This window comes from Pseudomonas sp. DTU_2021_1001937_2_SI_NGA_ILE_001 (genome assembly GCF_032463525.1).
In the GTDB taxonomy this organism is placed as follows: domain Bacteria; phylum Pseudomonadota; class Gammaproteobacteria; order Pseudomonadales; family Pseudomonadaceae; genus Aquipseudomonas.
In genome coordinates, this window is sequence record NZ_CP135971.1 from 2649588 (window position 1) to 2661803 (window position 12216).

Here is a 12216-nt window from a genome sequence, read left to right on the forward strand (position 1 = left end):
TCGCAAGGCGCCATCGCGGCGCGAGCCCACCCGGAAACCGAGTCCTGTTGCGGCCTACGGGCCGTATTCGAGCCGCGCACTTTATCATGCCGTGGCGGCTCACTTCAGCGCGTCAGGTAGATCGAAACGATCTAACGATATAGCCGCCCGTTCGGTGTGAAGACCCGGCCTGGGCGGCCATGCGGCGGATCACACCGGGTTCGGGCAGTCGATGAACAGGTGCTCGACCGCAAACCGGCGCGCCAGGTAGTCGCCCAGTGCCTGCACGCCATAACGCTCGGTGGCGTGGTGTCCGGCAGCGATGAAACTGACGCCGTTCTCCTGGGCGCTGTGGAAGGTCTGCTCCGAGGCCTCGCCGCTGAAATACAGGTCCACGCCTTCGGCGATCGCCCGGTCGATGTAGCCCTGGCCACCACCGGAACACCAGCCCACGCGCTGGACCATGCGCTGACCTTCGATGAGCAGCGGCTCGCGGCCCAGCACTTCCTGGATTCGGCGGGCGAAATCCCGCGCGCTGACCGGTTCGGCCAGCGAGCCGACCAGGCCCACCACCTTGGCGTCATTGGGATCGAGCGGACCTTCGACGGTAATGTCCAGTTGCCGGGCCAGCTGCACGTTGTTGCCCACTTCGGGGTGCACGTCCAGCGGCAGGTGGTAGGCGAGCAGGCTGATGTCGTGCTTGAGCAGGGTCTTCAGGCGCCGCTGCTTCATGCCTACCACGCAGGGGTTCTCGCCTTTCCAGAAATAGCCATGATGGACCAGCACCAGATCCGCCTGGGCCTCCACCGCTGCATCCAGCAGTGCCTGGCTGGCGGTGACGCCACTGACGATACGCATCACCTGCGGTCGACCTTCGACCTGCAGACCATTGGGGCAGTAATCCTGGATACGCGCACTGTTGAGGTAGCGGTCGGCTTCTTCGACCAGCGTGCTGAGGGCGACGGCCATGGAGAGGTTCCTCGATCAAGAGTTGGGTAAGGGCAAAGACAGCGTCGTAGACGGGTTAATTGCACACGAATAGAGAGACAGCGCCCACAGGGCTCGTATAATGCCCGCCATTATGGCGCACCCCGGCTGCAAAATTCTGCGCCCATCACCATCCAGGACTTCTTCGAATGCTCAAGGCACTGCGCTTCTTTGGCTGGCCGTTGCTGGCAGGCGTACTCATCGCTCTGCTGATCATCCAGCGCTACCCGCAATGGGTTGGCTTGCCCAGCATGGACGTCAACCTGCAACAGGCACCGCAGACCACGCAGATCGTCCAGGGCCCCTCGTCCTACGCCGACGCGGTGAGTGCCGCCGCGCCAGCGGTGGTCAACCTGTACACCACCAAGATGATCAACAAGGGCGCCAACCCGCTCTTCGAAGACCCACAGTTCCGGCGTTTCTTCGGTGACAACCAGCCCAAGCAGAAGCGCATGGAGTCCAGCCTGGGTTCCGGGGTGCTGATGAGCCCCGAAGGCTACATCCTCACCAACAATCACGTGACCACCGGCGCCGACCAGATCGTGGTGGCGCTCAAGGACGGCCGCGAGACCATCGCCAGGGTGATCGGCAGCGACCCGGAAACCGACCTGGCGGTATTGAAGATCGACCTGAAGAACCTGCCGGCGATCACCATCGCCCGCTCCGACAGCATTCGCATCGGCGACGTGGCCCTGGCCATCGGCAACCCGTTCGGCGTCGGCCAGACCGTGACCATGGGCATCATCAGTGCTACCGGCCGCAACCAGCTGGGCCTGAACACCTATGAAGACTTCATCCAGACCGATGCGGCGATCAACCCCGGCAACTCCGGTGGCGCGCTGGTGGATGCCAGCGGCAACCTCACCGGTATCAACACTGCGATTTTCTCCAAGTCCGGCGGCTCGCAGGGCATCGGCTTCGCCATCCCGACCAAGCTGGCCATGGACGTGATGAAGTCGATCATCGAGCACGGCCAGGTGATCCGTGGCTGGCTGGGTATCGAAGTGCAACCGCTGACCGCCGAGCTGGCGGAGTCGTTCGGCCTCAAGGGGCGGCCAGGCATCGTGGTGTCGGGCGTGTTCCGTGATGGGCCGGCACAGCGCGCCGGCCTGCAGTTGGGTGATGTGATCCTGAGCATCAATGGCGAGCCGGCCAGCGATGGTCGCCGCTCGATGAACCAGGTGGCGCGGGCCAGGCCGAAAGAGAAGATCACCATCAATGTGCTGCGCAACAACAAGGAGTTGCGTCTGACCGCGGAGGTGGGTATCCGCCCGCCACCCGCTCCGCCTGCGACACCGGCCCCAGCCGGATAACCCTGCTCAGGACGGGACAACACACAAAAAAGCCGCCCAAGGGGCGGCTTTTTTGTGTGTGGCAAGCGGCTCAGAGATCGCTCAGCCCGTCCAGCAGCGCCTGGTTCTGCTCCGGCGTGCCGATGCTGATGCGCAGGAACTGCGCGATACGCGCCTGCTTGAAGTGCCGTACGATCACGCCCTGCTCGCGCAGGCGCGCCGCCAGACCAGCAGCGTCGTGCTGCGGGTGGCGGGCGAAGATGAAGTTGGCTGCCGATGGCAGCACCTCGAAGCCCTTGCCCTGCAGCGCAGCAGTCAACGCCTCGCGGCTGGCAATCACCGCCTGGCGGGTGCTGTCGAAGTGCGCCTGGTCGTCGAAAGCGGCGGCCGCGCCGGCGATCGCCACACGGTCCAGCGGGTAGGAGTTGAAGCTGTTCTTGACCCGCTCCAGCGCCTCGATCAGGTCCGGATGCCCGACCGCCAGGCCGACCCGCAGGCCGGCCAGCGAGCGTGACTTGGACAGGGTCTGGGTCACCAGCAGGTTCGGGTAGCGGTCCACCAGGGTAATGGCCGTTTCGCCGCCAAAGTCGATGTACGCCTCGTCCACCACCACGACCGAGTCAGGACTGGCCTGGAGGATCTGTTCCACGGCCTCCAGGGCCAGCAGGCAACCGGTCGGCGCGTTGGGGTTGGGGAAGATGATGCCGCCATTGGGGCGCGCATAGTCGGCCGGGCGGATGCGGAACTGCTCGTCCAGCGCGACCGCCTCATGCTCGATGCCGTAGAGGCCGCAATATACCGGGTAAAAGCTGTAGCTGATGTCCGGAAACAGCAGCGGCAGATCGTGCTGGAACAGGCCGTGGAAGATGTGCGCCAGCACCTCGTCCGAACCATTGCCCAGGAACACCTGCTCAGGCTGCACCTGATAGTAGCGGGCCACCGCCTGCTTGAGCAGGTCGCTGTTGGGGTCCGGGTACAGACGCAGGTTGTCCGACAGCTCGGCGCGCATCGCCTCCAGCGCCTTCGGCGAAGGCCCGTAGGGGTTCTCGTTGGTGTTGAGCTTGACCAGCTTGGTCAGCTTGGGCTGCTCGCCCGGCACGTAGGGCACCAGGCTCTTGACGAAGGGACTCCAGAATTTGCTCATGTTCACTCGCCTTGTTCGTTACGGCCTGGCTTGAAGCCGGGGTCGGTGATTCGGTACTCGGCACTGCGCGCGTGACCGCTCAGCGATTCGCCACGGGCCAGCACCGAGGCCGTCTTGCCCAGTTCGGACGCGCCCTGCGGCGAACAGAAGATGATCGACGAGCGCTTCTGGAAGTCATAAACCCCCAGCGGCGAGGAGAAACGCGCGGTGCCGGAGGTCGGCAACACGTGATTGGGGCCGGCACAGTAGTCGCCCAGCGCCTCGGAGGTGTGACGCCCCATGAAGATCGCGCCGGCGTGGCGGATCTGTGGCAGCCAGGCCTGCGGGTCTTCCACCGACAGCTCCAGGTGCTCGGGCGCGATGCGGTTGGCGACGTCGATGGCCTGCTGCATGTCGGCCACCTTGATCAGCGCGCCACGGCCGTTGATCGAGGTCTCGATGATCGCGGCGCGGTCCATGGTCGGCAGCAGCCGGGCGATGCTCGCCGCGACACGGTCGAGGAATTCACCGTCCGGGCTGACCAGGATGGCCTGTGCATCTTCGTCGTGCTCGGCCTGGGAAAACAGGTCCATGGCGATCCAGTCGGGGTCGGTCTGGCCGTCGCAGACCACCAGGATCTCCGACGGGCCGGCGATCATGTCGATACCGACCTGGCCGAACACATGGCGCTTGGCGGTGGCCACATAGATGTTGCCGGGGCCGACCACCTTGTCGACCTGCGGCACGCTTTCGGTACCGTAGGCCAGTGCGGCGACGGCCTGGGCACCACCGATGGTGAACACGCGGTCGACCCCGGCGATGCACGCGGCGGCCAGTACCAGCTCGTTGATTTCACCGCGTGGCGTCGGCACCACCATGACCACTTCGGCCACCCCGGCAACCTTGGCCGGAATCGCGTTCATCAGTACCGAAGACGGGTAGGAAGCCTTGCCACCGGGCACATAGAGACCGGCGCGGTCGAGCGGCGTGACCTTCTGGCCCAGCACGGTGCCGTCCGCCTCGGTGTAGCTCCAGGAATCCTGCTTCTGCTTTTCGTGGTAGCTGCGCACCCGCTGGGCGGCCACTTCCAGGGCCTGGCGCTGGGCCGGTGAAATACGCGTCAGGGCCTGCTCCAGGCGCTCGCGCGGCAGGATCAGGTCAGCCATGCGGGTAGCCTGCACCGCGTCGAAGCGCTGGGTGAATTCCACCAGGGCGGCATCGCCACGCTCGCGCACGGCCTTGATGATGTCCAGCACCCGCTGGTTGACCGCGTCGTCGGACACACTTTCCCAGCTCAGCAGATGATCCAGATGTCGGGCGAAATCCGGGTCGGCAGCATCGAGTCGGCGTATTGCGGTGGACGTGGTCATAGCGAGGGCCTCAGTAATTGGCGAATGCTCAGGTGCCATAAGCTACCAAGCTATCCGCGCTGGCACCTGAACAATCTGGCTATGACACGGATAGCGGGGCGCGACACGAGGGCCGCGCGATCAGAAGCAGGTCAGTGAAGGGCTCCGGCTTTACAGCCGTCTCTTCAAAGACCTGCTAGCTATGGTGTCGGGACTCGACGGCGTTGCGCAGGGTGTCGATCAGCGCCTGGATGCGCGCGTGCTGCATCTTCATGGAGGCCTTGTTGACCACCAGGCGGGAACTGACGGTGGCGATCAGCTCTTGGGGTTCGAGACCGTTGGCACGCAGGGTGTTGCCGGTGTCGACCACGTCGATGATCTTGTCCGCCAGGCCGACCAGCGGCGCCAGCTCCATGGAGCCGTAGAGCTTGATGATGTCGACCTGACGCCCCTGCTCGGCGTAGTAGCGCTTGGCGACATTGACGAACTTGGTCGCCACGCGCAGGCGCCCCTTGGGCTCGGGCGCACCGATGGCGCCAGCGGTCATCAGCTTGCAGCGGGCGATCTCGAGGTCCAGCGGCTCGTAAAGGCCCTGGCCGCCGAATTCCATCAGCACGTCCTTGCCGGCCACGCCCAGGTCCGCCGCACCATGCTCGACATAGGTCGGCACATCGGTGGCACGCACGATCAGCAGGCGGACATCCTCCTGGGTCGTGGGAATGATGAGCTTGCGGCTCTTGTCCGGATTCTCGGTCGGCACGATGCCCGCTGCGGCGAGCAGCGGCAGGGTGTCGTCGAGGATGCGGCCCTTGGACAATGCGATGGTCAGCATGGGGAAACTCGGGTCCTTATCAGGAAGCTCATGCCCTGGTGGCGAACCCCAGAGCTTACCCGATACGCAGGGACATTGCGCGATCAGGCAAAGGAAATCTCGGCGCTACATGGAACGACGGCCCCGATACCGGTGGCATCGGGGCCGTCTGTTCACTAGCCCGGTACGCGACGGATCTTCGCGCCCAGCATCTGCAGCTTCTCTTCGATGCACTCGTAACCACGGTCGATGTGGTAGATGCGGTCGATGAGGGTATCGCCCTCGGCCACCAGGGCCGAGATGACCAGGCTGGCCGAAGCCCGCAGGTCGGTGGCCATCACCGGCGCGCCCTTGAGCACCTCGGTGCCGGTGACGATGGCGGTGTTGCCTTCGACCTGGATCTGCGCGCCCATGCGGTGCATTTCGTACACGTGCATGAAACGGTTTTCGAAGATGGTCTCGATCACCGCGCCAGTGCCCTCGCCGATGGCATTGAGCGAGATGAACTGCGCCTGCATGTCGGTCGGGAACGCCGGGTATGGCGCAGTGCGCACGTTGACCGCCTTCGGACGGCGACCATGCATGTTCAGCTCGATCCAGTCTTCGCCGGTGGTGATCTCGGCACCCGCTTCCTGCAGTTTGAGCAGTACGGCCTCGAGGATGGTCGGATCGGTATCCTTGACCTTCACACGACCGCCGGTAGCGGCGGCGGCAACCAGGTAGGTGCCGGTCTCGATGCGGTCCGGCATGACCTTGTAGGTCGCCGAGTGCAGGCGCTCGACGCCATCGATGGTGATGGTATCGGTGCCGGCGCCCTGGATCTTCGCGCCCATGGCAATCAGGAAGTTGGCCAGGTCGACCACTTCAGGCTCGCGGGCGGCGTTCTGCAGAACGGTACGGCCCTTGGCCAGGCTGGCGGCCATCATGATGTTTTCGGTACCGGTCACACTGACGGTATCGAAGAAGAAGTGCGCGCCACGCAGGCCGCCCTCGGGAGCACGAGCCTTGATGTAGCCGCCGTCGACGTCGATGATCGCGCCCATGGCCTCAAGGCCACGGATGTGCAGGTCGACCGGACGCGAACCGATGGCACAGCCACCCGGCAAGGCCACTTCGGCCTCGCCGAAGCGCGCGACCATCGGGCCCAGCACCAGGATCGAGGCACGCATGGTCTTGACCAGCTCATAGGGTGCGACCAGGGTCTTGATGGTCCGCGGGTCGATCTCGACGCTGAGTTTCTCGTCGATCACCGGCTCGATGCCCATGCGCCCGAACAGCTCGATCATGGTGGTGATGTCGTGCAGGTGCGGCAGGTTCTGCACGGTGACAGGGCCATCGGCCAGCAGCGTAGCGGAGAGGATCGGCAGAGCCGAGTTCTTGGCCCCGGAAATGCGGATTTCGCCATCCAGGCGCACGCCGCCGGTAATAATCAGTTTATCCATTGCAATCTCGACACCGGTGGGTTCAGGTGCGCTCGGCCCAGGCCGCGCTGCTGAAGAATTTCATCGTGACCGCGTGGATGCTGCCATCGGCGATCCAGGGGTTCAGATGGGAGTAGATCTGTTGTTGACGCTTGACCGGGCTCAGCGCGGCCAACTCGTCACTGATGACATTGAGCTGGAAGTTGCAGCCTTCGCCTTCGACTTCCACCTTGATTCCGGGCAGCTTTCCTTCAAGGAAGCTTTTCACTTCGACAGCCTGCATGCTTAACCTCGATCGGCGCCCTGTGCGCGCGGGTCGGCCATGATACAAAAAAGCCCCTGCAATGCGAACCCCGCACGGACAGGGGGCGTGCCCGTCAGGCCGGGGTCGGCGTGGCGAATAGCTCGCTGGCCCCGGAAACCTCGGCAATCTTGCGCATGTCCTCGGGCATGGAATGCACACTGACCGACTTGCCCGCCACAGCGGCATCACGCATGAAGGCCAGCAGCAGGGCCAGGCCAACGCTGGTGGACCGGCTGACCCCGGAACAGTCGATGACCAGTGTCGGCAGCGTGCTGGAACGGATCAGCGCCGCGCCCTGCTTGCGCAGCAGCGGGCCGGTGCTGTAGTCCAGCACGCCGACCAGCCGCAGCTCGCCAGCCCCGATCAGGCGTACGGCAGACTCGGTCATTGCGCCGACTTCTCGGTGGCCTGATCGGTGACTTCCTTGGCCTTGGCGACTTCGCCGGCCCAACCATCGATGGTCTTGTCCAGGTCGTTGCCGTTGCGCTGCATGGCGTCGGCGAACTGGTCACGGAACAGCTTGCCGATGTTGATGCCGTTGATGATCACGTTGCGCACCTTCCACTGGCCGTTGATCTTCTCCAGCGTGTAGGAAACCGGATAGACCGCACCGTTGTTGCCCTTGACCTGCATGTCGACACTGGTGCGGTCGCCGCTTTCATCCTTGGCAGGCGAAACGGTGATGCCCTGGTTGTTGTACTCCAGCAGCGCGTTGCCATAGAACTGCATCAGGCTGCGCTTGAAGTTTTCCTGGAAACGCTGCATCTGCTCGGGCGTCGCCTTGCGCGAGTACTTCACGGTCATGATGCTGCGCGAAATGCCATCGGCATCCACCACCGGCCCGACGATGCGGTTCAGCGCGTCGTAGAAGGCGTTGGGGTTGGCCTTGTATTGCTCGCGGTTGGCCGACAGGTCGCTGAGCAACTGGTCGGTGGTCCCCTTCACCAGATCATGGGCCGACGGGGCGGCCGCCGCGTTGGCCAGCATCGGCAACACGGCCAGCAGGACCAGCAGGACCAGCAGACTGCGACGCAGGATAGAGATCATGGAAAGCTCCTTATTTGGCTTCTTTGCTCACGGTGTTGAGCAGGAATTTACCGATCAGGTCTTCGAGCACCAGGGACGACTGGGTGTCGTGGATCGTTCCGCCATCCTTGAGCAGGGTGTTGTCGCCACCCACGCTGATACCGACATATTTCTCACCCAGCAGACCGGCGGTGAGGATCGAAGCCGTGGAATCGGAAGGCAGGTTGTCGACCGACTTCTGGATTTCCATGGTCACCCGACCGGTGAAGGTGTCACGATCCAGATCGATCGCCGTCACCCGGCCGATGGTCACACCTGCCATGCTCACCTTGGCTCTGACAGTCAAACCGGCGATATTGTCGAAGTAGGCGTAAAGTTTATAGGTGTCGCTGGTCGCGCTGGTGCTCAGACCACTGACACGCAGGGCCAGCAGGAGCAGGGCCAGGATGCCGGCCAGCAGGAACAGTCCGACACCGGTTTCGATGGCGCGGTTTTGCATCAGAAGTCTCCAAACATCAAGGCGGTCAGAATAAAGTCCAGGCCCAGCACTGCCAGCGAGGCGTATACCACGGTCCGGGTCGTGGCCCGACTGATCCCCTCGGAGGTGGGATCGCAGTCATAACCCTGGAAAACGGCGATCCAGGTCACTACCAAGGCAAATACGACGCTTTTGATGAGGCCATTGAGCACATCGTCGGTAAAGGAAACGCTGCTCTGCATGTTGGACCAGAACGATCCTTCATAGACGCCGAGCCAGTCGATGGCCACCCACGAGCCTCCCCAGATCCCCACCACGCTGAAAATCAGGGTCAGCACCGGCAGCGAGATGAAGCCGGCCCAAAGGCGCGGCGCAATGATGTACTTGAGCGGGTCGACACCGATCATTTCCAGGCTCGACAGCTGCTCGGTGGATTTCATGTTGCCGATTTCGGCGGTCAGTGCCGAACCGGCACGCCCGGCGAACAGCAGCGCAGCGACCACCGGGGCCAGCTCGCGCAGCAGGGTCAGGGCGACCATCTGCCCCACCGCCTGCTCCGAACCGTACTTGGTGAGGATGCTGAAGCCCTGCAAGGCCAGCACCATGCCGATGAACATGCCCGAAACGACGATGATGATCAGCGACATCACCCCTACCGAATACAGCTGCCGAACCAGCAGTTGGAAACCGCTGCCGACGCTGCTGCGCCCGAGCAGGGCATTGGCCAGGAAGATGCCGGAACGACCGAGCACGGTCACCACATCGATGGCCGAGCGCCCGAGCAGGCGGATACGCTCCATGATTGATTTCTTGCGCATCAGCGCTTCCCCAACAGGTCTTCGCGAAAATCCGAGGCCGGATAGTGAAAAGGTACGGGACCATCCGGCTCACCGGTCATGAACTGGCGAATGCGCGGGTTATCCGAGGCCATCAGCTCTTGCGGCGTACCCTGCCCCAGCACCTGGCCATCGCCGACCACATAGAGGTAATCGGCGATGCTCGCGGTTTCGGTCAGATCGTGGGAGACCACGATGCTGGTGATTCCCAGGGCATCGTTGAGTAGACGGATAAGACGCACCAGAACGCCCATGGCAATGGGGTCCTGGCCGACGAACGGCTCGTCGTACATCAGGATCTCGGGGTCCATGGCGATGGCACGGGCCAGGGCGACCCGGCGCTTCATGCCGCCGGACAGCTCGTCGGGCATCAGTTCGACCGCACCGCGCAGACCAACGGCCTGCAGCTTGAGCAGCACGATGTCGCGGATCATGTCCTCCGGCAGTTCGGTGTGCACCCGCAGGGGGAAGGCCACGTTCTCGAACACGTCCAGGTCGGTGAACAACGCGCCACTCTGGAACAGCACGCCCATGCGCTTGCGCGCATCGAACAGGTCGCCACGCGACAATTGCGGCAGGTTCTGGCCATTGACCCAGACCTCACCGGTATCCGGGCGCAGCTGGGCGCCCATCAGGCGCAGCAGCGTGGTCTTACCACAGCCCGATGGGCCCATGATCCCGGTGACCTTGCCCTTGGGAATACGGATATCGACATCGTTGAAAATGCTGCGGGCACCGCGCTTGAAGGTAACGCCCTTCAATTCGACCGCGTAAGCGTCATCGGCACTCATCTAAACTCCTTGCGATACGACCCAGTCATGGCGCCACCTCCGCCAGAGCGAAGGCAAGAGCGGCCTGAACGGGCCGGACAAGCCGCGCACTATATCATCGCCACGGCACACCACCCAAGCACGGAACCGGCGCACCGCCTCCGCTTTCATATCCATTTGCTACAGCGCCGCCCGGCCTCGTCACGCACCGGGAACACATCGGCGAACGGCTGCGACGATCAGGGCGTGAGCCGGATCGACATTACGGCTATAATCCCCGCCTTTTCCCAGTCTGACCGACCCTGACATGAGCCAATCCAGCGACCTGATCCAATCCGCACAGCGCACCATCCGCCTAGAGATAGAAGCCATCGAGAGCCTGCTGGGACACATCGATGGCGATTTCGTGCGTGCCTGCGAGCTGATCCTGGCCAGCAAAGGCCGGGTCGTGGTGGTCGGCATGGGCAAGTCGGGACACATCGGCAACAAGATCGCCGCCACCCTGGCCAGCACCGGAACCCCGGCGTTCTTCGTCCACCCTGCCGAAGCCAGCCATGGCGACATGGGGATGATCACGCGTGACGATATCATTCTGGCCCTGTCCAATTCTGGAACCACCAGCGAGATCGTCACCCTGCTGCCGCTGATCAAGCGCCTGGGCATCCGCATGATCAGCCTGACCGGCAATCCGGAGTCGACCCTGGCCAAGGCCGCCGACGTCAACCTCAATGCGCGCGTCGAACAGGAAGCCTGCCCGCTGAACCTGGCACCGACCTCCTCGACCACCGCCGCCCTGGTGATGGGCGACGCACTGGCTGTCGCACTGCTCGAAGCGCGTGGCTTCACCGCCGAGGATTTCGCTTTCTCGCACCCCGGCGGTGCGCTGGGGCGGCGCCTGCTGCTCAAGGTCGAACACGTCATGCACAGCGGTGACACCCTGCCCAGCGTCCCGCGCGGCACCTCGCTGCGCGACGCCCTGCTGGAAATGACCCGCAAGGGCCTGGGCATGACCGCCATCGTCGAACCCGACGGCCGCCTGGCCGGAATATTTACCGACGGCGACCTGCGCCGCACCCTGGACCGCGCCCTGGACATCCGCCAGGCCAGCATCGACCAGGTGATGACCGTGCACGGCAAGACGGTGCGCGCCGAGATGCTCGCCGCCGAGGCGCTGAAGATCATGGAAGATCACAAGATCAACGCACTGATCGTCGTCGACCAGGAAGATCGCCCGGTGGGCGCCTTCAACCTGCAGGACCTGGTCAGAGCCGGGGTGATGTAATGGAGAATCACGCAGTGAACGAACAATTGCAGCAACGCGGCCAACGCATCCGCCTGGCAGTCTTCGACGTCGATGGAGTACTGACCGACGGCCGTCTGTACTTCTTGGAAGACGGCAGCGAATTCAAGACCTTCAACACCCTCGACGGCCAGGGCATCAAGATGCTCATCGCTTCGGGTGTCACAACGGCTATCATTAGCGGACGCAAGACACCGGTGGTCGAGCGCCGAGCGAAGAATCTCGGCATCGCGCACCTGTACCAGGGCCGCGAAGACAAACTGGTGGTACTCGACCAGCTGCTTGGCGAACTGAACCTGACCTACGAAGAAGTCGCCTACCTGGGTGACGATCTGCCAGACTTGCCGGTGATCCGCCGCGTCGGTTTGGGGATGGCCGTGGCCAATGCCGCGCCCTTCGTTCGCCAGCACGCCCATGGCGTGACCCAGGCTCGCGGTGGCGAAGGTGCCGCACGCGAGTTCTGCGAACTGATTCTCGCTGCCCAGGGCAAGCTGGATGCCGCCCTGGCCGCTTATCTGTAGAAACCGTCTTTTTATAGAA

14 protein-coding genes are annotated in these 12216 nt (G+C 63.6%); 3 read left to right on the forward strand and 11 right to left on the reverse strand.

Features of this window, described 5'->3' with window-relative positions:
* Positions 1 to 189: 189 nt before the first annotated feature.
* Positions 190 to 948 carry a Nif3-like dinuclear metal center hexameric protein gene (locus RRX38_RS11330; protein WP_295474165.1) on the reverse strand — a complete coding sequence of 253 codons (759 nt, stop codon included), beginning with the start codon at positions 946 to 948 and terminating at the stop codon, positions 190 to 192.
* Between the two features lie 167 nt (positions 949 to 1115).
* Between RRX38_RS11330 and algW the strand changes: the two genes are divergently transcribed.
* Positions 1116 to 2279 (forward strand): Do family serine endopeptidase AlgW, encoded by a 1164-nt coding sequence (algW, locus tag RRX38_RS11335; RefSeq protein ID WP_295474168.1) that lies wholly within the window; start codon positions 1116 to 1118, stop codon positions 2277 to 2279.
* Between the two features lie 70 nt (positions 2280 to 2349).
* On the opposite strand, the gene hisC is transcribed toward algW, so the two are convergent.
* From hisC to RRX38_RS11385, 10 genes are all read right to left on the reverse strand, one after another.
* The gene (hisC, locus tag RRX38_RS11340; protein WP_295474171.1) at positions 2350 to 3402 is read right to left on the reverse strand and encodes a histidinol-phosphate transaminase; all 1053 of its coding nucleotides are present in this window, start codon (positions 3400 to 3402) and stop codon (positions 2350 to 2352) included.
* Between the two features lie 2 nt (positions 3403 to 3404).
* Positions 3405 to 4751, reverse strand: a complete 1347-nt coding sequence (gene hisD, locus RRX38_RS11345; RefSeq protein WP_315962544.1) for a histidinol dehydrogenase — start codon at positions 4749 to 4751, stop codon at positions 3405 to 3407.
* Positions 4752 to 4926: 175 nt separating this feature from the next.
* Positions 4927 to 5562, reverse strand: coding sequence for an ATP phosphoribosyltransferase (hisG, locus tag RRX38_RS11350; protein WP_315962545.1), 636 nt, complete (start codon positions 5560 to 5562; stop codon positions 4927 to 4929).
* A gap of 155 nt (positions 5563 to 5717) precedes the next feature.
* Entirely contained in the window at positions 5718 to 6983 is a 1266-nt protein-coding gene (gene murA / locus RRX38_RS11355) for a UDP-N-acetylglucosamine 1-carboxyvinyltransferase (protein ID WP_295474180.1), read from the reverse strand.
* A gap of 22 nt (positions 6984 to 7005) precedes the next feature.
* Positions 7006 to 7245: a BolA family protein gene (locus tag RRX38_RS11360; RefSeq protein ID WP_315962546.1), complete on the reverse strand. Its 240-nt coding sequence runs from the start codon at positions 7243 to 7245 to the stop codon at positions 7006 to 7008.
* 94 nt (positions 7246 to 7339) lie between these two features.
* Positions 7340 to 7654, reverse strand: coding sequence for a lipid asymmetry maintenance protein MlaB (locus RRX38_RS11365; RefSeq protein ID WP_315962547.1), 315 nt, complete (start codon positions 7652 to 7654; stop codon positions 7340 to 7342).
* A complete protein-coding gene (locus tag RRX38_RS11370; protein ID WP_315962548.1) occupies positions 7651 to 8313 on the reverse strand; it encodes an ABC transporter substrate-binding protein in 663 nt (220 codons plus the stop codon). The genes RRX38_RS11365 and RRX38_RS11370 overlap by 4 nt, the downstream gene beginning before the upstream one ends.
* 10 nt (positions 8314 to 8323) lie before the next feature.
* Entirely contained in the window at positions 8324 to 8791 is a 468-nt protein-coding gene (gene mlaD, locus RRX38_RS11375; protein WP_295474192.1) for an outer membrane lipid asymmetry maintenance protein MlaD, read from the reverse strand.
* Positions 8791 to 9588 carry a lipid asymmetry maintenance ABC transporter permease subunit MlaE gene (gene mlaE, locus RRX38_RS11380; RefSeq protein ID WP_295474194.1) on the reverse strand — a complete coding sequence of 266 codons (798 nt, stop codon included), beginning with the start codon at positions 9586 to 9588 and terminating at the stop codon, positions 8791 to 8793. The genes mlaD and mlaE overlap by 1 nt, the downstream gene beginning before the upstream one ends.
* On the reverse strand, positions 9588 to 10397 hold the full coding sequence (locus RRX38_RS11385; RefSeq protein WP_315962549.1) for an ATP-binding cassette domain-containing protein: 810 nt from the start codon (positions 10395 to 10397) through the stop codon (positions 9588 to 9590). The genes mlaE and RRX38_RS11385 overlap by 1 nt, the downstream gene beginning before the upstream one ends.
* A 286-nt stretch (positions 10398 to 10683) precedes the next feature.
* On the opposite strand from RRX38_RS11385, the gene RRX38_RS11390 reads away from it, so the two are divergent.
* Entirely contained in the window at positions 10684 to 11658 is a 975-nt protein-coding gene (locus RRX38_RS11390; RefSeq protein ID WP_295474200.1) for a KpsF/GutQ family sugar-phosphate isomerase, read from the forward strand.
* Positions 11658 to 12197: a 3-deoxy-manno-octulosonate-8-phosphatase KdsC gene (gene kdsC / locus RRX38_RS11395; RefSeq protein WP_295474203.1), complete on the forward strand. Its 540-nt coding sequence runs from the start codon at positions 11658 to 11660 to the stop codon at positions 12195 to 12197. The genes RRX38_RS11390 and kdsC overlap by 1 nt, the downstream gene beginning before the upstream one ends.
* Positions 12198 to 12216 lie beyond the last annotated feature (19 nt).